The following is a 23,019-nucleotide window of genomic DNA, read 5'->3' as shown; positions in this document are numbered from 1 at the left end:
TACAGGGCCGCCCAATCAACCGCGCCCATAGCAGCCACCCCTCCCGCAGCCAGTGGGAACGTGAGCAGCAAACCCGGCCCTTCGGGGCCGAGTAGTTGATCCACACGATCGTCGCCGCCAAGAACAAGCAGGAGTCGGCGACATTCTTCACCACGTTGTTCGGACTGCCGGACGCCGTGCCTGCCGGCCATTTCCTGGCGGTCGCCCTCGACAACGGGGTGTCTCTCGACTTCGCGGAACCGCCGATCGAATTCCAGCCGCAGCACTATGCGTTCCTCGTCGGCGAGGACGACTTCGACCGGATCTACGGCCTGATCGTCGAGTGGGGTCTCGATCACTGGGCGGATCCGCGGCAGACGCTGCCGGGCACCATCAACACCAACGACGGCGGGCGAGGCGTCTACTTCCTCGACCCGTCCGGTCATTATCTGGAGATCATCACCCGCCCGTACGGGTCGGGTCGGTAGTTCGCGGCCAGGGTGTCCGTACTCGCTAGTCTGGATTCTCGTGGAGACGAGCAGGACTACCCCGACGCGCACCGGTATCGAGATCGCCTACCGAGACAGTGGCGAGTCCTCGGTGCCGGGGTCGTCGGACGCCCATCCCGTGCCGGTGGTTCTGGTGCACGGGATGGGCGGTGACGGCGGTACCTGGGACCGATTCGCCCGCGCACTCGTCGCCCGCGGGCGACGCGTCCTCGTCCTGGATCTGCGGGGGCACGGTCGCAGTGCCCGCGCCGGGTCGTATCTGTTCGAGGAGTTCGGTGCCGACGTGGTGGAGGTGTGCGACAACCTCGGGCTGACGCGGGTGGATCTCATCGGGCATTCGCTCGGTGGTCATGCGGCGTCGCTCGCGGCTCAGGCGTCTCCCGGGCTGGTTCGCCGGCTGGTGATCGAGGAGGCACCGCTCCCGTTGCGTCCCGGTGACCCGGAACAGGTCTTCGCGAATCGGCTGCCGTCGCTGCCGGAACTGTGGCACGCAACGACGAGTCTGATCCGGCATCCGCGGGCGGTGTTCGCCTTCGATCGGTCGATGACGGGTTCGGCGCTCGAGCAGTTCCGCCGCCCGGATCCGTTGTGGTGGGACAGATTGCCGGACATCGAGGCCGACACGCTGATTCTGCGGGGCGGTACGGGCGGAATGGTGGATCCGCGCAGACTCGAGTCCGCGGTGGCGGCGATACCGAACTGCCGGGTGGTGGTGTTCCGCAGCGGGCACAGCATTCATCGCGACCGCTACGACGACTTCGCGGCGGCGGTCCTGCCGTTCCTGATGAAGCCCGAGAAGAGCTGACAAAAAGTCCGAAAATGTAAACCGTGACGGCTTCGGCAGGACTAGCGTGGGAACCGAAGCGGGGCCTCGGAACGAGACGGTAGTCACGACGAGCGACCCGAAGCTGCGGGGCGTCCGACGACGTCTTCCGCACGTCCGGAAGAAGGCCAACGATGTCGACACTCACGCCCGGACGCCCCTACGCGCCCGGCAGGCAAGGGTTCAGCTCGCTCCGCGCGGGGGGCCTCAACTGGGACGCGTTCCCGCTGCGGCTGTTCACGAAGGGCAACGCCAAGTTCTGGAACCCAACGGACCTCGACTTCGGCCGGGACGCGGAGGACTGGGAGGGGCTGAACTCGGAGCAGCAGCGCAACTCCACGTATCTGGTCGCACAGTTCATCGCCGGTGAGGAAGCGGTCACCGAGGACATCCAGCCGTTCATGAAGGCGATGGCCGCCGAGGGGCGCTTCGGGGACGAGATGTACCTGACGCAGTTCTGTTTCGAGGAGGCCAAGCACACCCAGGTGTTCCGGTTGTGGATGGACGCGGTGGGCCTGACACGCGACCTGCATCCCTTCGTCGCCGAGAATCCGTACTACCGGCAGTTGTTCTACGAGGAGCTGCCGGGATCACTGAAAGTGCTCGAGAGCGATCCCAGCCCGGCCAATCAGGTGCGGGCCAGCGTCACCTACAACCACGTCATCGAGGGCAGTCTCGCACTCACCGGGTACTACGCCTGGCAGAAGGTGTGCACCACGCGCGGGATCCTGCCGGGGATGCAGGAACTCGTCCGCAGGATCGGCGACGACGAACGACGCCACATGGCGTGGGGGACGTTCACCTGTCGCCGGCACGTCGCCGCCGACGACAGCAACTGGGACGTCGTCCAGGAGCGGATGGCGGAGCTGATGCCGTTGGCACTGGGCATGATCGACTGGGTCAACAAGCAATTCGAGGTCCAGCCGTACGGGCTCGACGACCAGGAGTTCATCGCGTACGCCGCAGACCGGGCGCAGCGCCGGCTGGGGGCGATCGAGTCTGCGCGCGGGCGCCCGGTCGAGGAGATCGATCTGGATTACTCACCCGAGGCCCTCGAGGAGAAGTTCGGCGAGGAGGATGCCAAGGCGATGTCCGAGGCCGCAGGCTGAGGCACGCGTCGCGGTGCGCAGGCTGAGGCACGCGTCGCGGTGGCAGATGGCAGGATCGGCTCATGGCGCTCACCGCACTCGACCGCAGACTCATCGGCTGGTCTGCAGCATTCGTGATCTCGCAGGCGAACATAGTCCGGCTTCTCGGTCCGGTGGCACCCCGGCTCGCCGATATCCAGACGGCCCGGTCCGCCCGGTCCTACACGGCGATCCTCGACGGAATGACCGCCGCCGACACGGCACGCTACCGCAGCCACTACTACCCGGACTTCGTCCATCCCGTGATCTACGCGGTCGCGTTGCGCACGGGCGCACGACGTCTGGCGGAGCTGACACCACTCTCGGCGAGAACGCAGAGGGTGCTGGCGGCGGCCCCGGTGATCTCCGCGGTGGGCGACTACGCCGAGAACGTCGTCGGGCTGTACCTGCTGTCTCATCGCGAGCACATCACCGATGCGACTGTGCGCACCACCAGTGCGGTCAGCGTCACCAAATGGGTGCTGGCGCTCGGGACGCTCGGATATCTCTCCCAGGGATTCGTCCGGGTCTGGGCGGGACAGCTGTTCTCCCGCTAGATTCGGGCACATGTGTGCCGCCGAGCTCAGCGTCGAGTACTTCTCCGGACACGCCGAGTTCCGGGAATGGCTCGGCGCTCATCACGACTCCTCACCCGGCATCTGGCTCAAAATGGCCAAGAAGGGGTCGGCGTATACGTCGATCAACTACGACCAGGCTCTCGAGGTCGCGCTGTGCTACGGCTGGATCGACAGCCAGGTCCGCCGCGTCGACGACGACTTCTTCGTGCAGCGGTTCACCCCGCGCTCGTCACGAAGTCCGTGGTCGAAGCGGAACCGGGAGTTCGCAGAGAAACTCGCCGACGCCGGTCTCCTCGAGCCTGCGGGCGCGGCGGAGGTGGAGCGGGCCAGGGCCGACGGCCGCTGGGACCGCGCGTACGCGGGACAGAAGGCGGCGGAGATACCGCAGGACTTCCTGGACGCCCTCGCGCAGAACCCCGAGGCCGAGGCCTTCTACGCGACACTCGACAGCCACAACCGGTACGCCGTCTACTACCGCCTGCAGGACGCCACCCGCCCGGAGACGCGTGCCCGCCGTATCGAGAAGTTCGTCCAGCAGTTGTCGGAGCGCAGGAAGTTCCATGACTGACCGATTGTCGCGACTGACACAATGGCACCGTGCCTGACACGATCACCGCCACCTGCTCCGCCCTGTCCGCGACCGACGAACCCCTCGCAGGCACCGCTGCGCACGTCACGGGCTGGGTGTGCCTCGAGTTCCCCGGCGCGTGGGGCCGGGACGTACTCGACGGCACCGCGCTCGGACCGGACCTGGCCCGTGAGCTGGACGCCCGCGCCGACGCCGCCGGGGTGCGGGTCATGTTCATCCGCCGGCCGGGCCGCAGCACCGCGGCCCCGGATCGGCGGACGGTGCTGCTGGCGCAGTCGCATCCCGCGCGGTCGTGGTGCGAGCGGCTCGAGATCGCCTTCCCGGAAGACCTGCTCGACCTGGACCTCGGGCTGATCGCGGGAAACGCACCCGGGCTGGGCACCCCGGTGACGGATCCGGTCGTCCTGGTGTGCGCGCACGGGAAGAGGGACCAGTGCTGCGCCGTCCTCGGACGGCCGGTCGCGGCGGGTCTGGCCGCGGAGTTCGGCGACGCGGTGTGGGAGTGCTCGCACACGGGTGGGCATCGGTTCGCGCCCTCGCTGATCCTGCTGCCGACGGGTTACACGTACGGCCGGCTGTCGACGCAGGGGAGTGTCGACGCGGTCCGCGCCGCCGCTCGGGGCGAGGTGTACCCGACCGGGCTGCGCGGCCGCAGTTGCTGGGACGCGCCGGGGCAGGTGGCGGAACTCGCCGTCCGCGATCTCGTGGACGCGGCCGCGGACGAGCTCACGGTGGACGCGAATTCGGTTGTCGCGCATCGTGACGGGCGCTGCTGGGTCGTCGACCTGGAGGAGCGGGAACTGCCGCCCCGGCCGGCGAGTTGCGGGGCGGCGCCGAAGCCGGTGCGACCCGTCGTCGCCACCGGAGTCCGCCCTTTCGCCCCCTGAGGCGGTCACCAGTGGGTGCCGGGCACCAGCCTTCCGACCTTCCGGGCGGCGCGGCCGAGCACCGACGACGTGTGGTGCCGGGGTTCCGGCGTGTGCTGAGGGGCCGGCCCCGCGTCGTCCGTGCTCTGCCCCTTCGCCGCCGGGGAATCGGGGAACATGCGATACATCTGGTGCATCACGCGATCCTTGACGGCGGGTGCGAAGACGTGGCCGAGTTCCCCGAGCGTGCCGGTCGGGACGTCGATGCGCTTGGGGCGTTCGATCAGCGCCCGGACGACCATCGCGGCCGCCTTCTCCGGAGAGGTGATCGGTCCGACGTTGTACCGGCCGGTGGGCGCGATCATCGGCGTCTCGACCAGTGGCATGTGGATGGTGGTGAACGTGATTCCGTCCGAAAGGGTTTCGGACGCCGCGACGTCGGTGAAGCCGTCGAGGGCCGATTTGCTGGCGACATAGGCGGCGAACCGCGGCGTCGCGCCCTGGACCCCGGCGCTGCTGATGTTGACGATGTGCCCGAACCGCCGCTCGCGCATCTGCGGGAGGAAGGCGAGGACGAGCCGGACCGCGCCGAAGTAGTTGACGGCCATGGTCCGCTCGAAATCGTGGAGCCGGTCCGTGGAGTGGTAGAGGCCCCGACGGATCGACCGGCCGGCGTTGTTGACGAGCATGTCGACGTGATCGTGCTCGGCGAGAACGGCTTTGACGGTGTGCTCGACCGACTCGTCGTCGGTGATGTCGCAGGGGTAGCCGTAGGCGTCGCCGCCCGTCGCGCGGATCTCGGCCACCACGGCGTCGAGTTCCTCGGTGCGCCGGGCGAGGAGAATGACCTTCGCGCCCTTGCGGGCCGTCGCGATCGCGGAACTCCGGCCGATCCCGGACGACGCCCCGGTGATCACCACGTGTCTGCCCACGAGCGGTCCGGCCGGATGGGGCCGGCGCGCCCGATCGGGATCGAGGTTCTCGCGCCAGTACGACCACAGCCGGTCGGCGTACGACGCGAACCGCGGGACGTCGATGCCTGTGCCGCGCAGCGCCTCCCGGGTGTCGTCGTTCACGAACACTGTGGGCAGCGTCATGTTCTCGACGAGTACCGGAGGGATGCCGAGCGCGCCGAGCACCGCCTTGCGGCCCGAGTCGGGGGTGGGATTGAGGAAGGGGCGGACGAGTCCGCCGGGCAGTCCGGCCGCGGGATGCGGCGCCCCGGCAGCCTTGGCGAGCGCTGCGTAGATCTCGCGGACCGGCTGCGGACGTGGATTGACGAGATGGAACGTCTGGCCGTCCCTTCCGGGTGCGGACATCAACTCCACGATGGCCGTGGCCACGTAGTCGACGGGTACGACGTTGGTCGATCCGATCCGGGGGACGGCCACGGGGAGGGCCGCGGGGAGTTTTGCGAGCGCCGCGATGGCGGGGAAGAGGTAGTACGGGCCGTCGATCTTGTCCATCTCGCCGGTGACCGAACTGCCGACCACCGCGGAGGGCCGGTAGATGCGCCATCGCAGGCCCTCGGCTTCCCGCACCAGCTTCTCCGCCTCGAACTTGGTGCGGTGATACGGGGTGGGGAATCCCTGCCCGAGATCGAAATCCGTTTCCCTGAACGGACCTTCGTGATCCCCCGCGACGGCGATGGACGAGACGTGATGCAGAGTCGCATCCAGTTCCCGGGCCAGCGCGATCACCGAGCGGGTGCCGTCGACGTTCGTGGTTGCCTGTTCGTCGCCCGCCGTGAGGTCGTAGATCGCGCCGAGGTGCAGGATGTGATCGGCTGCCGGCGCCGCGGCGAGTCCGAGGCCGGGCTCGGTCAGGTCGCCGATCAGCGGATGCACTCGTTCGCCGCCCGGCATGCCGTCGACGAGCGCCTCCCAGCGCGCGACGGACGCGCGCCGGACGAGGACGTGGATCTCGGCTGATGCATCGCGGTCGAGGATGAGGGGCAGCACGTGCCGACCCAAAAATCCGGTTCCGCCGGTGACGAGGTAGGTGGCCATGACCCGAACTTACTCCAAAGTAAGATAATGCACTAGTGGCCCAGACCCACCTTGGCGTGCACCTTCTTCATCCAGGCCGGGGCCCACCAGTTGGCCTCGCCCATCAGCTTCACGAGGGACGGAACGAGGAGCATGCGGACCACCGTCGCGTCGACGACGAGTGCGACGATCATGCCCACACCGAGGAACCGCATGATCGACAGACCGGAGATGGTGAACGCTCCGGTCACCACCACGAGCAGCAGCGCCGCGGCCGTCACGATGCGGCCCGTGCGCTCGGTGCCGAAGCGCACCGCCTCCTCCGTGGTCGCGCCGGCCTCGTGCGCCTCGACCATGCGTGACATCAGGAACACCTCGTAGTCGGTCGACAGGCCGAAGACCACGGCGAGGATGAGGACCACGAACGTCGCCTCGAGCGGTGCCGGACTGACCCCGAGCAGACTCGCGCCGTGGCCCAGCTCGAAGATCCAGGTGAGTACACCGAACGTGGCGGCGAGGCTCAGCCCCGCCATCGCGACCGCCTTGATCGGCAGCACCACCGAGCCGAACGCCAGGAACAACAGCACGAGCGTCGAACCCACCATGATCGCGATCATCACCGGCATCCAGTGCACGATCGCCGCGTTCCCGTCGTCGACGGTCGCCTGACCGCCGCCGACGAGGAGTTCGGTTCCCTCCGGCGGCGTGATGGCACGGAGTCCGTCCACTGCGGCGCTCTGGTCGTCGGTGGTGACGCCTTCGGAGTAGACGGCCTGGACCGCGACCAGCTCGTTGCCGGACGCGACGACGGTGGCCGCCCCGATGCCCTCCACCCGGCCGGCGGCCTGGGCGACCGCGGCGCCGTCGGCGGCGGTCGGGGCCGTGCCGTCGGTGCCCCGGAGGATGAGGGTGGCGCCGTTTCCGGTGGTGGGAAATTCGGTGGTGAGAGTGTCGGTGGCGATGCGGGCGGGGTCGTTCTCCGGCAGCGCCGTGTACGTGACCTCGCCGAGTGACGCGCTGAGCAGGGGCGAGGCGAGGACCATCAACCCCGCGACGATGCCGACCGCGATGGCGACCGGCCGCCGCATCACCCACGTGACGACGGAGCCCCAGAACGTGCGGGCGCGAACCTCCCCACGCTGCGCCGCATCCTTGCGCCAGGTCAGTGCGTTGATGCGATGACCCAGGATCGCGAGCAGCGCCGGGACCGCGGTGAGTGACAGCAGCGCCGCGCTCGCGACCGCGGCCATCGCACCGAACCCGAGCGACTTGATCACGTCCTGCGGAAACACGAGCATGCCCGAGAACGCGCACACGAGAAGCAGACCGGAGAACAGCACGGTGCGGCCCGCGGTCAGGACGGTGCGCCGGGTCGCCTCCGCGACGTCGGCACCGGACTCCAGTTCCTCGCGGAAACGTCCGACGATGAACAGGCCGTAGTCGATCGCGAGCCCCAGTCCGAGCAGGGACGCCACGTTGATTGCGAACGAACTGACGTCGGTGAAGAGGGTCAGCAGGCGCAGGGTGGCCAGGGCGCTGAAGATCGAGAGCAACCCGACGAACACCGGAACGGCCGCGGCCACCAGTCCGCCGAAGATGAAGACCAGCAACACGAGAGTGATCGGGAGCGCGATCGCCTCCGCCAGCACCAGGTCCTGTTGCAGCCGGTTGTTGAACGCCACACCCACCACCGAATTTCCCGCGAACTCGGTGTCGATGCCCTCCACCTCGAGCTTCGGCAGCAGGTCGTCGAACGTGGCGGCGGTGATCCCGGCGTCGGGGTCGACGGTGATCGCGGCCGACGCCTTGGTGCCGTCCTCCGACACCATCAGCTGCTTCCTCGCCGCGTCCGCGGTCCAGTACGACGTCACCGAGTACGTCGGCACCTCGGCGGCGAACCGGTCGAGACTCGCGGTGACCTCGGGGCCGATGTCGTCCAGGGTCTTCCCGTCGGGTGCCGTGTAGATAGCGATGATGTCCGGCGTCTGCGGACCCAGGTTGTCCTGGACGATCCGGGCCACTTCGGCGGATTCGCTACCGGGATCGGTGAACCCGCCCGAGCTGAGTTTCGCGAAGACACCGGTGCCCCACGCGCCGCTCACCAGAACGGCGACGACGGCGAGGCTCAGGACCCACCATTTGCGTGAAACAACGGTCGAGGCCCAACGTGTCATGCGTCATCTCCGGCTTGTCTGGGGCGGGCAGCTGCGACTGCCGACTGTAGTGCGGATCGGGGTGTCACCGACGGGGGTGTGATGCGGCTCCCGGCAAATCGTGCATACTCGGCATCGCACTTGCAGCCACACGCACGGGGGAAGCCGGTCCGAATCCGGCGCTGACCCGCAACGGTAGGCCACCAGATCATTTCGGTGGCGAGCCCGATTACCCGGCGTGGGGTGTGTGACATCCTTTTCGTCGTGGTCTACGAAGCGGAGTCCTGCAGGCGCCGCACAGGGCGTCTGCTGACTTCTCATTCGTGGCTCTGAGCCGCAATGAGGTTTACATGCACGGTCAGTTGTTCAGAAGTACCGGTCTGGTCACGCTCGCTGTGGCCGCGCTGGTGGTCGCCGGGTGTTCGCGCGGGGAGTCCGTGGGGCAGACCGCTTCCGCCGAATCCTTCGCCGAGCCGGTGTCCGTCACGAACTGCGATCGAACGGAGACGTTCGACGCCCCGCCCCAGCGCATCGTCAGCATGAACGATCATGTCACCGAGGTGCTGATCGAGATGGGGGCCGGCGACCGCATCGTCGGCACGGGGTACGGCGACGCGACCCCGCTGCCGGAGTTCGCGGACGCCTTCGCGACGATCCCGAAACTCGCGAAGGAATACCCGACCCGGGAGCAGATCCTCGACCTCGACCCCGACCTGGTGGTCGGTGGAATGCGGAGCGCGTTCGACGAGAAGGAGGGGCGGTCGCGCGAATCCCTCGGCGACCAGGGCATTCCCACCTTCCTGTTCTCCGAGTACTGCGGGCAGGGTTTCCCCGACATCGGTCTGCTGCGCAGCGACTACACGCAGCTCGGCGAGATCCTCGGAGTCCCGGACCAGGCGCGGGCGATCACCGACCGGGTGACGTCCGGATTGCAGGCAGTGCGTGACGAGATCGCAGGCACCGCACCGGTTCCGACGTTCTTCTACGATTCCGGCGAGGACGTCCCGCTGACGATCGGCGGTGTGGGAGTCGGCCAGCTCATCGCGGACCACGCGGGTGCGGCCAACCTCTTCGCCGAGGGGGAGAAGCCGTATTCGAAGTCCACCTGGGAGATCATCGGTGAACGCGCCCCGGAGGCGATCGTCGTCCTCGACTACGGTACGACGAGTGCGCAGGCGAAGATCGACTTCCTGAAATCGCACCCGATCATGTCGACGACACCCGCCGTGAAGGCCGGCCGGTTCGTCGTGGTGCCACTCGACGACTTCTTCGAGAGCCCGCGCCTGGTGCGGTCGGTGGAGACGATCGCGCGGGCACTGCATCCGGACGCCGTCGGCGCGCGATGACCGTCACCGTCGAACGTGCGGCACCACCGGCGCAGGCGCCGCACCCGGCCCGTGCACGCCTCGGCTTCGTGGGCCTGATGGTGCTGCTCGCACTGACGACCCTGTTCGTCGTCGGCCTCGCGGTGTCGTTCGGTTCGGTGCGCATCCCGGTCGGCGACGTCTGGGCGATCGTCGCGCACCGGGTGGCCCCCGGCGCATTCGAGTCCTGGTGGTCGCAGGCGCGGGAGTCGATCGTCCTCGACTCCCGGCTGCCGCGGGCGCTGACCGCGGCGGCAGTCGGTGCGGCGCTGGCCCTGGCAGGCGCCGTGGCGCAGGCGGTGACCCGCAATCCATTGGCCGATCCCTATCTGCTCGGCGTGTCCTCGGGGGCGGGGTTCGGCGTGGTGGTGGTGACGGTGCTCGGGCTCGGGGTGGGAGCACTCGGCGCGTTCACCGTTCCCGTCGCGGCGTTCCTGGGCGCGATGGTGCCGCTGTTCCTGTCGCTGGCGATCGGCGGACGGTATCCGCAGCCGACGGCCGTCATCCTCGTGGGTGTCGCATCGGCGCAGGTGTTCTCGGCGCTCATCACGTTCTCGATCCTGGTCGTCGCCGACGAGCATCAACTGAGTTCGGTGATGCACTGGCTGGCTGGCGGGTTCGGCGACTCCCGCTGGTCGACGGCGATCTTCCCGGCCGTGGCACTCGCGACGGTGGGGGCCGCGATGATGCTGAGCGCGAGCCGTATCGACCTGCTGCAGGCGGGAGACGACGGCGCCGCCGCCCTCGGCATGAACGTGCGGCGCTTCCGCGTGGTGCAGTTGCTCGGTGTGTCGATGCTGGCCGGGGCCGCCGTGTCCGTCGCGGGCGGCATCGGCTTCATCGGTCTGCTGGTGCCGCACCTGGCCGGGTACGTCGTCGGTGCACGGGCGGTGAGGCTGCTGCCCGTCGCCGCATTCCTCGGCGCGATCGCGATGGTCGCTGCGGACACGGCCGCGCGGTCGGTCGCACGGAGCATCGAGATCCCGGTCGGCGTCGTCACCGCGTTGGTGGGAGCGCCGATCTTCGTCTGGATGCTCTACCGGCAGTACCGGACGGCCGAACAGTGACCGCGCTGAGTCTGCAACGGGTCCGCGCCGAACTCGGGCCGCGGGAAGTGCTGCACGGCGTCGACTTCTCCGTGCGTCCCGGTGAGGTGCTGGCGTTGGTCGGGCCCAACGGTTCCGGGAAGACCACCGCGCTGCGCTGCTGCTACCGCGCGCTCACCCCGACCGGGGGCGCCGTCGTCGTCGACGGAGCGGACACAGCCGATCTGGGCCGGCGGGCACTGGCCCGCACCATCGGGGCGAGCACCCAGGAACCGCGGGTGTCCGCGGGACTGACTGTGCGCGAATCCGTTTCGCTCGGACGCGTCCCGCACCGGGGCTGGTTCGAACGGGCGAACGGCGCCGACGGCGAGATCGTCGAGACGTGCGTCCGTCAGGTGGGGCTGGCCGAACTCGCCGGTCGCGACGTCCAGGCACTGTCGGGCGGGGAGCGTCAGCGGGTGTCGATCGCCCGGGCTCTCGCGCAGCAGCCGAGGGTGCTGCTGCTCGACGAACCCACCAACCACCTAGACCTGCGGCATCAGCTGACGGTGATGAACCTGCTGCGTGACCTCGCGTGCGACGGTCTGGCGATCGTCGTGACCATGCACGACCTCCGGCTGGCCGTCGAGTACTGCGACACGCTGGCCGTGATGCACGATGGACGGGTGATCAGCACCGGTCCGCCCGCCGACGTGCTGGACGACGCCGTCCTCGGCGGGGTGTTCGGCATCCGCGCGATCATGCGGTCGACGCCGCGGTTGTCGATGGAGATCCTGGGGTTGGCCGATGGATGAGCAACTGCGGCGTGTGTACGAGCTGACCGCCCGCCGCGTCCCGATGATCGCCGATCAGATCGAGTACTCCGGCGCCTTCTCGTTCCCGGCCGTGTGCCTGACCGATCCGGGCTGGCTCGCGGACCGGGTCGCGGACACGGCGAGGCGGTGGGGCAGCGACGACCCCCGGGTCAACGGCACCCTGTGGTGGTACTCGGCCAGCTCGACACTGACCGGGATTCCGATCGCGACCGCGCTCGTCACGGGTGTCGCCGCCCGGCCGCGGCTCGGCGACGCCGTGGCATTCCTGCGGGACGACGGGTACCTCGGCGGCCTGACCGCGTCGTCGGCACTGCCGGTCACCGAGGGGCTGTCCGAGCTGGCGTCCGACATGGCCGCCGCGCTGACGCCGATCATCGACGCTCTCGCCGCGGCGTCCGGGGTGCGGCAGGCCGCGATGTGGGCGATCACGACGGATTCGATCGCCAACCGGGCACTCGACGCGGGAACGGCGTGCGGCGATCGCGCACGCGGCAGCATCTTCGCGCGGGGGCTGGTGGACGCACTCCGCCGCGTCGGTGTGGTGATGCCGGACCCGCGGTTCGTCGACGTCCGGGCCGGGGCATCGTCGCGCCGGTTCACGCAGCGGGCGTCGTGCTGCCTGATCTACGAGACCCCCGGGTCGGGCAAGTGCGTGAGCTGCCCGAGGAGGCCGGTCGAGGACCGTCTGAGAGGCCTGACCGCGCTCGTGACGTGAATCCGGGTGGCCCGCGTTGACCGCTCCGCGCGTGTGATGGCACACTGAAGGCATTCGAACTCCCGTTCGAATGATGCGTCTTCCCCAGCGGCATCTTCCATGGTTTCGGCACGGCACGTGCGCGATATGAAGAGGTGTGCCCGATGGGTTGGGGAAACGGTCCGCCGACGTGGTCCGAGATGGAGCGCGTCCTGTCGGGCAGGCCGGGGCGGGTCAGCCCGGAGTCGCTGTATCCGGGCGACGGCGGCGACAGCCCCGCGTGGTCCCGCAAGCGGGGGGAGTACCGGGCGGGCCGTCAGGAGCGCACCGGCTCCACCGTTCCGTACGCCGAACTCCACGCGCATTCGGCGTTCAGTTTCCTCGACGGCGCCTCCCCGCCGGAAGAGTTGGTGGAGGAGGCCGTCCGGCTCGGTCTCGAGGCCATCGCACTCACCGACCACGACGGGTTCTACGGTGTGGTCCGGTTCGCGGAGGCGGCGAAGGAACTGAACATGCGCACCGTGTTCGGATCAGAACTGACATTGGACGACGCCCATCTGCTGGTACTGGCGCGAGGTCAGGAGGGGTACCGGCGGCTCTCCCGGGAAATCGCGGCGGCGCATCTCGCGGGCGGGGAGAAGGGCAAGCTGCGCTACGACCTCGACCGTCTCACCGACGCGGCCGGGGGGCACTGGCAGATCCTGACCGGGTGCCGGAAGGGGCATGTGCGTCAGGCCCTGGCCGACGGTGGCCCGGACGCCGCGGCCGCCCGGCTGCGGGAGCTGATCGACCGGTTCGGGGCCGACCGGGTCACGGTGGAACTCACCCATCACGGCATCGCGGAGGACGGTGAGCGCAACGCCGACCTCGCCGAACTCGCACAGCAGCACGGACTTCGGGTGATCGCGTCCACGGCGGCGCACTTCGCGGGACCGCCGCGCCGGAGGCTGGCCATGGCGATGGCCGCCGTCCGGGCCCGGCAGAGCCTCGACGACGCGGCCGGGCACCTGGCGCCCGCCGGGGGAGCGCACCTGCGGTCCGGTGAGGAGATGGCGCACCTCTTCGCCGCGTACCCGGAAGCTGTGCGCGGTGCGGCGGACCTCGGGCTGGATTGTGCGTTCGACCTGCGGCTCATCGCGCCGCAACTGCCACCGTTCGACGTGCCCGACGGGCACACCGAGGCGAGCTGGCTGCGGCAGCTCACGATGGACGGGGCGCGCCGCCGGTACGGTGCGCCGGCGGACCGCCCGGAGGCCTACCGGCAGATCGAGCACGAACTGGACATCATCACCGCGCTGAACTTCCCGGGCTACTTCCTGGTGGTCCACGACATCGTGTCGTTCTGCAAGAACAACGACATCCTCTGCCAGGGAAGGGGTTCGGCGGCCAACTCCGCCGTCTGCTACGCCATCGGCATCACCAACGTGGATCCCGTCCGCAACAAACTGCTGTTCGAACGGTTCCTCTCACCCGAACGCGACGGCCCCCCGGACATCGACGTCGACATCGAATCCGATCGCCGGGAGGAGGCCATCCAGCACGTCTACGCCAAGTACGGCCGCCAGTACGCGGCGCAGGTGGCGAACGTCATCACGTACCGCGGAAAGTCCTCGGTGCGGGACATGGCCCGGGCACTGGGTTTCTCGCAGGGGCAGCAGGACGCGTGGAGCAAACAGGTCAGCCGCTGGGGTGGCATCGGGAAGGAGGTCGGCACCGACATTCCGCCCGCCGTCCTCGAACTGGCCGCTCAGATCGAGGGGTTTCCGCGGCACCTCGGCATCCACTCGGGCGGCATGGTGATCTGCGACCGGCCGATCGCCGACGTGTGCCCGGTGGAGTGGGCGCGCATGGAGAACCGCAGCGTTCTGCAGTGGGACAAGGACGATTGCGCGGCGGTGGGTCTGGTGAAGTTCGACATGCTGGGCCTCGGCATGCTGTCCGCGCTGCACTACATGATCGACCTCGTGGCCGAGCACAAGGGGATCGAGGTGGATCTGTCGCAGCTGGACCTCTCCGAGGAGGCCGTCTACGAGATGTTGCAGCGGGCGGACTCGGTGGGGGTGTTTCAGGTGGAGTCACGGGCCCAGATGGCCACCCTGCCGAGGCTGAAACCACGGAACTTCTACGACCTGGTGGTGGAGGTGGCGCTCATCCGCCCCGGTCCGATCCAGGGCGGATCGGTGCACCCGTACATCCGCCGCCGCAACAAGCTCGAACCGGTGACCTACGACCACCCGTCCCTGGAGAAGGCGCTGAAGCGGACGTTGGGTGTGCCGCTGTTCCAGGAGCAGTTGATGCAGATGGCGGTCGACGTGGCGGGTTTCAGCCCGGCCGAGGCCGACCAGCTCCGCCGGGCCATGGGTTCCAAACGGTCGCCCGAGAAGATGGAACGGCTGAGGGGGCGGCTCTACCGGGGCATGCGGGAGATGCACGGGATCGGCGACGATGTGGCCGACCGGATCTACGAGAAGCTGTTCGCTTTCGCGAATTTCGGTTTCCCCGAAAGTCATTCGCAGAGTTTCGCCGCCCTGGTGTTCTATTCGTCGTGGTTCAAGTTGCATCACTCGGCGGCGTTTTGCGCCGGTCTGCTGCGGGCGCAGCCGATGGGGTTCTACTCGCCGCAGTCGCTGGTGGCCGACGCCCGCAGGCACGGGGTGCAGGTGCACGGCGCAGACATCAATGCGAGTCTCGCCCACGCCACCGTCGAGGCGGGCGGGACGGAGGTGCGTCTCGGGCTCGGGGAGGTGCGGCACATCGGGACCGCGCTGGCCGAGCGGATCGTCGAATCCCGCGGCGACGGAGGGCCGTACACGTCGTTCCTCGACCTCACCGGCCGGGTGGAACTGAGCACGGCGCAAGCCGAATCGCTGGCCACCGCAGGTGCTCTCGACAGTTTCGGGTTGTCCCGCCGGGAGGCGTTGTGGGCGGCGGGCGCCGCGGCGGGGGAGCGCCGCGACCGGCTGCCGGGGATCGGGGCGTCCACCCGCGCGCCGACCCTGCCGGGGATGAGTGATCTCGAACTGGCCGCGGCGGACGTGTGGGCCACCGGGGTGTCCCCGGACACGTACCCCACCCAGTTCCTGCGCCCGCAACTCGACGCGCTCGGGGTGATCCCGGCGGCGCACCTGCTCGATGTCCCCGACGGCGACCGGGTTCTGGTGGGTGGGGCGGTGACCCACCGGCAGCGCCCGGCGACGGCCGCGGGGGTCACGTTCATCAACCTCGAGGACGAGACCGGGATGGTCAACGTGGTGTGTTCGGTGGGGTTGTGGGCGAAATACCGCAAGCTCGCCAACACGGCGCCCGCACTGCTGGTCCGCGGCAAGGTGCAGAACGCGGAGGGGGCGGTGACGGTGGTGGCGGATCGGCTGCAGCTGATGGATTTGCGGGTGTCCGCCAAATCCAGGGACTTCAGGTGAGCCGGCACCGCTAGCATTCGGACATGAGGAGATACGTCTTGTCGGCGATCGTCGTGGCTTCGCTGGCGCTCGCGGGGTGTGGTGGTCCCGGCAGTGATTCCTCCCAACCGTCGCCCGCCCCGACACCGGGGGACTCGAGCCAGATGGAAATCGGTGGCGCAGTACAGCAACCCGCGAAGGACCAGGCGCCCACCGACCGCCAGGAGATCATCACCGGTCAGGTCGCGCTCACGGCGGACGACCCGGTGGCCGTCGGCAGGCAGATCGTGGACAAGGTCGACGATCTGGGCGGACGCGTCGACCAGCTCACCGAACAGCCCGGCTCCGACGATCAGGACGCGAGCAGTTCCCTGACCATCCGGGTGCCCGCCGATTCGCTCACCCGGACGTTGGACGATCTGCGGGAACTGGGCACGGTCACCAGCGTCAGCGTCACGAAGAGCGACGTGACGATGCAGTCGCAGGATCTCGACGCCCGGATCGGCGCGTTGACGGCATCCGTCACCCGGCTGCAGGGGCTCATCACGTCGGCGGCGAACACCGCGGATCTGATCGAAGCCGAGAGGGCGCTGTCGGAGCGTCAGGGCGAACTGGACAGCCTCACCGCCCAGAAGCGGTCGCTGAGCGACCAGGTGGCACTGGCCACGCTCATGATCGACGTCACCTCCACGGATGCCGAGCAGCCCAGTCCCGGTCCGGACAACTTCTGGGAAGGGCTCGTCGCGGGCTGGCACGCCCTGCTGTCGGCGATCAAGGGCGGCGCCGTGGTCGTGGGGGCGCTGATTCCCTGGTTCGGATTCGTGGCCGTCATCGCACTGGTCGTGTACGGCGCGTACCGTCTGCGCCGGATGTACAACAGGCCGCCCGGCCCACCGTCGGGCCCGGCGCCGGAACGAGAAGAGGCGAAGACGCAATGATCGAAGTCGACCTGAATGCCCTGGACGGCGCATTGGCGTCGGGCGCACCCGTCATCGATGTGCGCGAGGCCGACGAGTACGCCCAGGCGCGGGTGCCGGGTGTGACGCTGATTCCGCTCAGTGAGTTCGTCGCGCGCGTGGACGAGATCCCGGAAGCCGAGGTCGTCTACGTGATCTGCGGGGTGGGCGGCCGGAGCCTGCAGGCGGCGGAGTACCTGAACGCACGGGGGATCAACGCCGTGTCGGTCGCGGGCGGCACGTCCGCGTGGATGCAGTCCGGACGTCCCGTCGATTCGGGCGCCTGACACCCGAAGCACCGGTTCGCGGTCAGCGGACCGCGCTGAGGGCGTGGGCCGCGGGGTCGTCGCGGACCACGCGCCCACCCCGTTGCCCGGCGGCGTGCCGCAGTGTGCGGACCGCGACGGTGCTCCAGATCAGGACAAGAGCGCACCACAGGGTCACGCCTGCGCCGACGATCACGACCGAGTCCAGCGCGACGCCCAGCGAGTTCGCGCCCAGCGCGCAGGTGCCGACGGGGAACGTGAAACTCCACCAGCTGGGCGTGAACGTCAACCCGCGGCGAAAGGCCCTGGCGGTCACCGTGACCAGGGTCACGAGGGCGAGGATGCCGAGTGCGCCGACCGTGGTCCCGTAGACCACGCCCACCGAGTGGAGCCAGGTGTGGCCGGATGCCCCGCCGAGCAGATTGATCGCCGCCACCGACTGTCCGATCACGCCGAGCGGAATCCAGAGCGTGGGCACGAGCGGGGTGTCGGGGAGCCCGTTGCTCAGCAGATGGCGTCCGACGACGACGGCGACGGTCAGCGCGGCGCCCAGCGCCAGCGCGAACAGGGTGTAGCAGACCGCCAGCATCGCGATCTGCGGCGCGCCGTCCGGGAGGTGCTTGACCAGTGCGGCACCGGTGGCGGCCGACACCATGGGCGGCACGACGGGCATGAGCCAGGACGGCACCGGGGTCACCTGGTGGGGCCGGGTCAGCCGGCGCGCCATCACGACGTAGGTGACGAGTCCGATGACGGTCCCGACCGTCCACAGGGCGGCCGACGCGGGGACGGCGACACCGCCGAGAAGTTCGCGACCGGCGGATCCGGTGCCGGCGCCGACCGTCAGCACCGCCATCGACACGGCACCGTAGAACGGGAACATCGTGTGGCTGCGCGCGTCCGCGAGTGCGTCGTCGCGGCGACGGATCCAGTGCTGCACCAGTGCGGTCGTCAGCACGACGAGCAGCGTCACGGCGATCAGCCAGAAGATCTCGGCGGCCGTCCGGGCGACCGGAAGGCCGGCCGGAAATGCCGCGGCGACGACTGCGAGGATGCCGGTGCCCATCACTGCTGCGAACCAATTCGGGGTCATACCTAGAGCTTGCCGACGCATCGTCGTGGCCGGTAGAAGGCTTGTGGTTGAATACCCACAAATCGCGTTTGTGGGACTAGCCTAGGGTTGTGCCGCTGTCCCCCCGAGTACCCGAACTCAGTGCCCTCGACGTCCTGCTGTCCGTCGAGCGGCTCGGAAGCATGGGCGCGGCGGGGCGCGAGCACGGGCTCAGTCAGCAGGCCGTCAGCGCCCGGGTGCGTTCGGCCGAGCGGCAGTTCGGTATCAAGGTGTTCAGCCGCGGCGCCAGCGGGGTACGCCCCACATCGGAGGGTGCGCTCATCCTCGAATGGGCGAGTCACATCCTCGCCACGGCCGAGGAACTGGCGTCGGGAGTCGCGGCGCTGCGCGGCGAGCGGCAGGCCGGGCTGACGGTGGCGGCCAGCATGACGATCGCCGAGTACCTGGTCCCCGGGTGGACCGTCGCGATGCGGCGCAAGTACCCGAACGTGGTCACCAACGTGCGGCTGCTCAACTCGTCCGAGGTGACCGCCCGGGTGCTGTCCGGTGAGGCGGATCTCGGGTTCGTCGAGGGCCCGGACATTCCGGCGGGACTGCAGGTGCGGGAGATCGGCCGCGACCATCTGGTGGTCGTGGTGCCGCCGGAGCACGAATGGGTCCGACGGTCGCCGATTCCCGTGTCGGAACTCGCCGCGACGCCGATGATCCAGCGGGAGTCCGGTTCCGGGACGCGCACCACTCTGGAGAACGCGGTGCCGCAGTGCGTCCCGCCGTTGCTCGAGTTGACGTCGTGCACGGCGGTGAAGGCGGCCGTCGTGGCGGGTAACGCTCCGGCAGTGCTGTCGTCGCTGGCGGTGGCCGCCGACCTGACGGACGGCCGCCTCGCCTCCGTTCAGGTGGAGGGGTTGACGCTTCCGCGGCGGCTCTCCGCCGTCTGGGACCCGGTGCGCGGCGTTCAGGGTGCGGCGCGCGATTTCCTCGACATCGCCCTCGGTGCCGGCGCGGCCGCGGGTATCGGGGCCGCAGCCGTCGGAGCTACAGCGCAGCGCCTTTGAATCCGTGCTGCCGCCACGCCTCGTACGTGACGAGGGCGGCGGCGTTCGACAGGTTCAGCGACCGCCGGCCGGGCAGCATGGGGATGCGGAGTCGCTCCGTCACGTGGGGATCCGCCAGCACTTCCTCCGACAGTCCGGTGGGTTCGGGACCGAACAACAGAACGTCGCCGGGCCGGTAGGCGATGTCGGCGTACGACACGGTGGCGTGCGCGGTGAAGGCGTACACCCGCGCAGGCTCCACCGCGGCCCAGGCCGCCTCCAGGTTCTCGTGCACGGTCACCGACGCCAGGTCGTGGTAGTCGAGCCCGGCGCGTTTGAGTTTCGGCTCGGACAGGTCGAATCCGAGTGGACCCACGAGGTGTAGTTCGCAGCCGGTGCCCGCCACCATGCGGATGGCGTTGCCGGTATTGGGTGGGATTCGGGGTTCGTGGAACATCAGCTTGAACACAGCCAGAATGTATCATCTCATTCTGTGTCAACCTCTGCGAATCCTAGCCGTGTCCTGGGCCGATTGCGGATCTCCCGCGCCACCGAGGAGTCAACCTCTATCGAGCGGCAACGCGAGATCATCACTCGGTGGGCAGACGCCCACGGTCATACCGTGGTCGGCTGGGCGGTAGACGAGGACGTATCCGGGTCCGTGGATCCCTTCGAGACCCCGGCGCTGGGTCCGTGGTTGACGGACCCGAGCAAGGCCCACGAGTGGGACATTCTCGCAGCATGGAAGCTGGACCGGCTCGGTCGTAACGCGATACAGCTCAACAAGCTGTTCGGGTGGACGCTGGAGCACGGTAAGACGCTGGTGTCCTGTTCCGAGTCGATGGACCTGAGCACCACTACCGGACGGATGCTGGCGGCGATTATCGCCGGTATCGCTGAGGGGGAGCTGGAGGCGATCCGGGAGCGGACCTTGGCATCACGGGCCAAGCTCCGAGAGCGTGCCCGGTGGGCTGGTGGTAAACCCCCGTTCGGGTACACGGCTGTCAAACGGACAGACGGCCAAGGATGGGCCTTGGAGATCGACCCCCTGGCTTCGACGCTCGTGCGTCGGATCGTCGAATCTGTACTCGATGACCAGCCGTTCACGGCAACCGCCAGAAACTTGAATGAGGAGGGTGTTCTCACCCCAGGCGACTACTACCGCACCGTGAGAGCCGGTACTCCGTCGTTGCACAAAGACGACGGAATCATCGAACCTCGGTCCAAGTGGGCTCCGACCACTATCCGGCAGCTACTCCGGTCCAAGGCTCTCCGAGGACACGTTCACCACGACGGCGAGACGGTTCGTGGTGACGATGGTCAGCCGCTCCAGATGGCTGAACCGCTTGTGACGACTGACGAATGGGAACTAATCCAGTCGTACCTGGACCGGAGAGCCGAGTCTCGCAAGGGGATCAAGCGATCCGAGTCCAGCCCGCTATCTGGCGTAGCGGTCTGCCTGGTGTGTGACAACCCTCTGCACCACACCCGGCACAAGGCCAGGGGTCGCTACTACCGGTACTACCGTTGTGCTGAGAAGCACACGACACAGATCCCAGCCGAGCGCCTAGAGGAGCTGGTAGAGGAGCATTTCCTCGGTCGGGTCGGGGACCTGGAGGTCCGAGAGCGTGTCTGGGTTCCCGGTGACTCTCGGGATGCAGACCTGAAAGACGCTCAGTCGGCTCTGGACGAGTTGACCAAGGCTCTCGGGGGTATGAGGTCAGCTCAGGCTGTCCAACGGATCCACGAGCAGCTCCGGGCTGTTGATGCCCGGATTTTCGAACTCGAATCGACCCCAGCTCGTGAGGCCCGGTGGGAGTACCGGGCTACCGGCGGTACGTACCTTGACGCTTGGGGAGCAGCCGACACCGATGGTCGGCGCGAACTGCTCCTTAGGTCCGGTATCACTGTTGCCGTACACCTGGAGACCGGAGGGGTCCGTCGGTCGAAGTTCCACGATGGAACGGTGTCCGCTGACATCCGTATTCCCGCGGGCTTCTACGAATCACTAGGGCTGAAGAGGCCCGAGAACCTCACCAAGATGTTCGAGGCGCTGATCGAGTACGACATCGCCGGAGTCGAGATCGGGGACGGTAAGGCCGTGTTCGTGTCCAAGACGGGCGAGCGTGTCGAGGTCCCAGGGCCGTAGCAGCCTGCCTGCTTTTGGCCGGCTGCGGAGCCGGGACCATGGAATGTCAGATCTGCTTCGGGGGTGGAACTGCGCCTCGTTGGAACGCGTCTCCATACCCGGATAGCCGTTCCGACAGGTCATCAATGGTGGTGCCGGTGGCCCCAATCATCGAACACCGGAACCAATCGGAGATCGTGGCGACATCGAGGTCGCCCATGAGCGCGATCGTCATCGGGTGATACCTGACCCCGTCCCGCTGTGGGAGACCCATCTCGACCCGAAGCCAATCGTCCAGGTCGACTGCGTACTCATCGAGGCCACAAAACGGCTTCGCCTGGCTCAGATCCGCGTGGTAGAACCTCGCGGGGAGACGGTCCCTCAGATCGTCGACCGATAGCCCCTGTCGCTGGGTTGATCGACGCTGCATCATGCTCCCTGGATCGGGATGACGTTGGTGCCACGGTCCCACCGGACGGTTGCCGCCTTCTTCGCGGCGTCGGTCCGGGCGTCCTCTTTGAGCTTGACGATCAGCTCCGCTTCGGGGAGCTTCATCGCTCCGACCAGTTCCTTGAACAGACCGCGTTGTGCTCGGTTCTCACCGGTCAGCGGGTGGATGACCATCTGGCCCATCGATCCCGTGACGGTCAACGGCTGGTCCTCCATCGCCTTCTCGTTGACGGCGATGATGTCGAGCGCACGGCACGCCTGGTTCAGCAGCTCCAGGCGCGCGGGTTCGTCCTCGAAGACGAATCCGTCCACCATGCTCCTCCAGAACCGTTTTCCTGCGTTTCCGAGGCCTCTTGGAGCCGGAATCCTCGTATTTTCTGGCATTCTTGTACCTTTTCTGTGTCGTTTGACGGGGGTCGACGGGTGCCGGAAACACCATGCGACCTGCGCGGATGCGTTGTTGAGCGACCTCGCTCGCGATCGAAAAATGAGCCGCTGCGAATCGCATAGCGGATGGCACGTCCGCATTACGTGCCGATCCCGGAGGCGCGGGCAGGGGTATACCCCCTGGGGGAGCGGGGGTGCCGACCTGCGGATACGTACTCACGGAGGAGTCCGGGCCGGTGCCCGGAGCGAGACCCACACCCGAACCCTGCGCCTGCCCTCCCAGAGGCAGGCACCCAGCACCCCGACCCAGACCCCAGACCCCAGGCAGGCAGTGCCCCAGTGCCCCACCCAGGGCACACGTGCCCCCGGTGCCGGGTCATCTGTGCGATCCGAACAAACCGCGGTGCGAGTAACCCCAGGTCGAGCCAGTGCCGGCCACGGTGCCAGCCTGTGCGGTTCCCACAAACAAGAAAGGCCCCCACCCTGGTGTGGGTGGGGGCCGATCTCAGTCGTCGGATCAGGCGGCGTTGTACAGACGCACGATGCCTGCCGGGTTGATCAGACCGAATCCGACGCGCGAGGTAGCGCGGATCTGCACCGCATCGCTGGCGAACGCGGCATCACCCGAGGTGACAACCTGAGTGCCGGTGCGCCGCACCGTCATGATCTGGTGCTTATCCAGACCCCATGCCTCACCAGCAGCAACCGCAACCGACACGATCACCGGGACACCGGCCAAGGTGGGTCTGTCAAGTTAACGGTGTAACTGTTTGAACTGTGACTACTTTCGTCCGGCG

21 protein-coding genes and 1 riboswitch are annotated in these 23,019 nt (G+C 68.3%); of the genes, 15 read left to right on the top strand and 6 right to left on the bottom strand.

All coding sequences use genetic code 11. From position 1 onward, the window contains the following. Positions 1-95: 95 nt before the first annotated feature. From QM806_RS39930 to QM806_RS39905, 6 genes are all read left to right on the top strand, one after another. The gene (locus QM806_RS39930; protein ID WP_043793368.1) at positions 96-467 is read left to right on the top strand and encodes a VOC family protein; all 372 of its coding nucleotides are present in this window, start codon (positions 96-98) and stop codon (positions 465-467) included. A gap of 40 nt (positions 468-507) precedes the next feature. Further along, complete coding sequence (locus tag QM806_RS39925; protein WP_065490350.1) at positions 508-1,293, top strand: alpha/beta fold hydrolase; 786 nt, start codon at positions 508-510, stop codon at positions 1,291-1,293. A gap of 152 nt (positions 1,294-1,445) precedes the next feature. After that, the gene (locus QM806_RS39920) at positions 1,446-2,420 is read left to right on the top strand and encodes a R2-like ligand-binding oxidase (RefSeq protein WP_005257095.1); all 975 of its coding nucleotides are present in this window, start codon (positions 1,446-1,448) and stop codon (positions 2,418-2,420) included. 62 nt (positions 2,421-2,482) lie between these two features. After that, on the top strand, positions 2,483-2,995 hold the full coding sequence (locus tag QM806_RS39915; protein ID WP_005572775.1) for a hypothetical protein: 513 nt from the start codon (positions 2,483-2,485) through the stop codon (positions 2,993-2,995). 10 nt (positions 2,996-3,005) lie between these two features. After that, positions 3,006-3,584, top strand: coding sequence for a YdeI/OmpD-associated family protein (locus tag QM806_RS39910; RefSeq protein WP_005572777.1), 579 nt, complete (start codon positions 3,006-3,008; stop codon positions 3,582-3,584). Between the two features lie 29 nt (positions 3,585-3,613). Then, positions 3,614-4,492, top strand: a complete 879-nt coding sequence (locus QM806_RS39905) for a ferredoxin family protein (protein ID WP_054248810.1) — start codon at positions 3,614-3,616, stop codon at positions 4,490-4,492. Positions 4,493-4,497: 5 nt separating this feature from the next. On the opposite strand, the gene QM806_RS39900 is transcribed toward QM806_RS39905, so the two are convergent. Beyond that, entirely contained in the window at positions 4,498-6,480 is a 1,983-nt protein-coding gene (locus tag QM806_RS39900) for an SDR family oxidoreductase (RefSeq protein WP_283294976.1), read from the bottom strand. A 32-nt stretch (positions 6,481-6,512) separates the two neighbouring features. After that, the gene (locus QM806_RS39895; RefSeq protein ID WP_005561683.1) at positions 6,513-8,633 is read right to left on the bottom strand and encodes an MMPL family transporter; all 2,121 of its coding nucleotides are present in this window, start codon (positions 8,631-8,633) and stop codon (positions 6,513-6,515) included. A gap of 102 nt (positions 8,634-8,735) precedes the next feature. Beyond that, a riboswitch (cobalamin riboswitch) is annotated at positions 8,736-8,867 on the top strand. A 95-nt stretch (positions 8,868-8,962) separates the two neighbouring features. Between QM806_RS39895 and QM806_RS39890 the strand changes: the two genes are divergently transcribed. The 7 genes from QM806_RS39890 to QM806_RS39860 all read left to right on the top strand — a co-directional run bounded on the left by QM806_RS39890 (position 8,963) and on the right by QM806_RS39860 (position 17,172). Further along, a complete protein-coding gene (locus QM806_RS39890) occupies positions 8,963-9,958 on the top strand; it encodes an ABC transporter substrate-binding protein (RefSeq protein ID WP_005561685.1) in 996 nt (331 codons plus the stop codon). Further along, a complete protein-coding gene (locus QM806_RS39885; protein ID WP_005561687.1) occupies positions 9,955-11,043 on the top strand; it encodes a FecCD family ABC transporter permease in 1,089 nt (362 codons plus the stop codon). The genes QM806_RS39890 and QM806_RS39885 overlap by 4 nt, the downstream gene beginning before the upstream one ends. Then, positions 11,040-11,816 (top strand): ABC transporter ATP-binding protein, encoded by a 777-nt coding sequence (locus QM806_RS39880; protein ID WP_005561689.1) that lies wholly within the window; start codon positions 11,040-11,042, stop codon positions 11,814-11,816. Before QM806_RS39885 ends, QM806_RS39880 begins: the two co-directional genes overlap by 4 nt. Further along, entirely contained in the window at positions 11,809-12,552 is a 744-nt protein-coding gene (locus QM806_RS39875) for a (2Fe-2S)-binding protein (protein WP_005561691.1), read from the top strand. The genes QM806_RS39880 and QM806_RS39875 overlap by 8 nt, the downstream gene beginning before the upstream one ends. A gap of 143 nt (positions 12,553-12,695) precedes the next feature. Then, positions 12,696-15,950 (top strand): error-prone DNA polymerase, encoded by a 3,255-nt coding sequence (locus tag QM806_RS39870; RefSeq protein WP_283294975.1) that lies wholly within the window; start codon positions 12,696-12,698, stop codon positions 15,948-15,950. Positions 15,951-15,973: 23 nt separating this feature from the next. Beyond that, entirely contained in the window at positions 15,974-16,867 is an 894-nt protein-coding gene (locus tag QM806_RS39865) for a DUF4349 domain-containing protein (protein WP_043786659.1), read from the top strand. After that, positions 16,864-17,172, top strand: a complete 309-nt coding sequence (locus QM806_RS39860) for a rhodanese-like domain-containing protein (protein ID WP_005560188.1) — start codon at positions 16,864-16,866, stop codon at positions 17,170-17,172. The genes QM806_RS39865 and QM806_RS39860 overlap by 4 nt, the downstream gene beginning before the upstream one ends. A gap of 22 nt (positions 17,173-17,194) precedes the next feature. Here QM806_RS39860 and QM806_RS39855 read toward each other — a convergent pair whose 3' ends face one another. Further along, the gene (locus QM806_RS39855; protein ID WP_283294974.1) at positions 17,195-18,244 is read right to left on the bottom strand and encodes a TDT family transporter; all 1,050 of its coding nucleotides are present in this window, start codon (positions 18,242-18,244) and stop codon (positions 17,195-17,197) included. Between the two features lie 89 nt (positions 18,245-18,333). Between QM806_RS39855 and QM806_RS39850 the strand changes: the two genes are divergently transcribed. After that, positions 18,334-19,278 carry a LysR family transcriptional regulator gene (locus QM806_RS39850; protein WP_120659316.1) on the top strand — a complete coding sequence of 315 codons (945 nt, stop codon included), beginning with the start codon at positions 18,334-18,336 and terminating at the stop codon, positions 19,276-19,278. Here QM806_RS39850 and QM806_RS39845 read toward each other — a convergent pair. Further along, on the bottom strand, positions 19,259-19,726 hold the full coding sequence (locus QM806_RS39845; protein ID WP_054248652.1) for a tRNA (cytidine(34)-2'-O)-methyltransferase: 468 nt from the start codon (positions 19,724-19,726) through the stop codon (positions 19,259-19,261). The genes QM806_RS39850 and QM806_RS39845 overlap by 20 nt on opposite strands. On the opposite strand from QM806_RS39845, the gene QM806_RS39840 reads away from it, so the two are divergent. Continuing rightward, positions 19,706-21,406, top strand: coding sequence for a recombinase family protein (locus tag QM806_RS39840; protein WP_349307625.1), 1,701 nt, complete (start codon positions 19,706-19,708; stop codon positions 21,404-21,406). The two genes, QM806_RS39845 and QM806_RS39840, sit on opposite strands and share 21 nt — an antisense overlap. Positions 21,407-21,814: 408 nt before the next feature. Here QM806_RS39840 and QM806_RS39835 read toward each other — a convergent pair whose 3' ends face one another. After that, positions 21,815-22,150, bottom strand: coding sequence for a hypothetical protein (locus tag QM806_RS39835; protein WP_283294972.1), 336 nt, complete (start codon positions 22,148-22,150; stop codon positions 21,815-21,817). A 589-nt stretch (positions 22,151-22,739) separates the two neighbouring features. Further along, complete coding sequence (locus QM806_RS39830; protein WP_283294971.1) at positions 22,740-22,961, bottom strand: phage major capsid family protein; 222 nt, start codon at positions 22,959-22,961, stop codon at positions 22,740-22,742. Between the last annotated feature and the right edge of the window lie 58 nt (positions 22,962-23,019).

This window comes from Rhodococcus sp. IEGM 1351 (assembly GCF_030056875.1).
Taxonomy (GTDB): Bacteria; Actinomycetota; Actinomycetes; order Mycobacteriales; family Mycobacteriaceae; genus Rhodococcus_F; species Rhodococcus_F opacus.
This window is presented reverse-complemented; position numbering and strand designations above follow the sequence as displayed.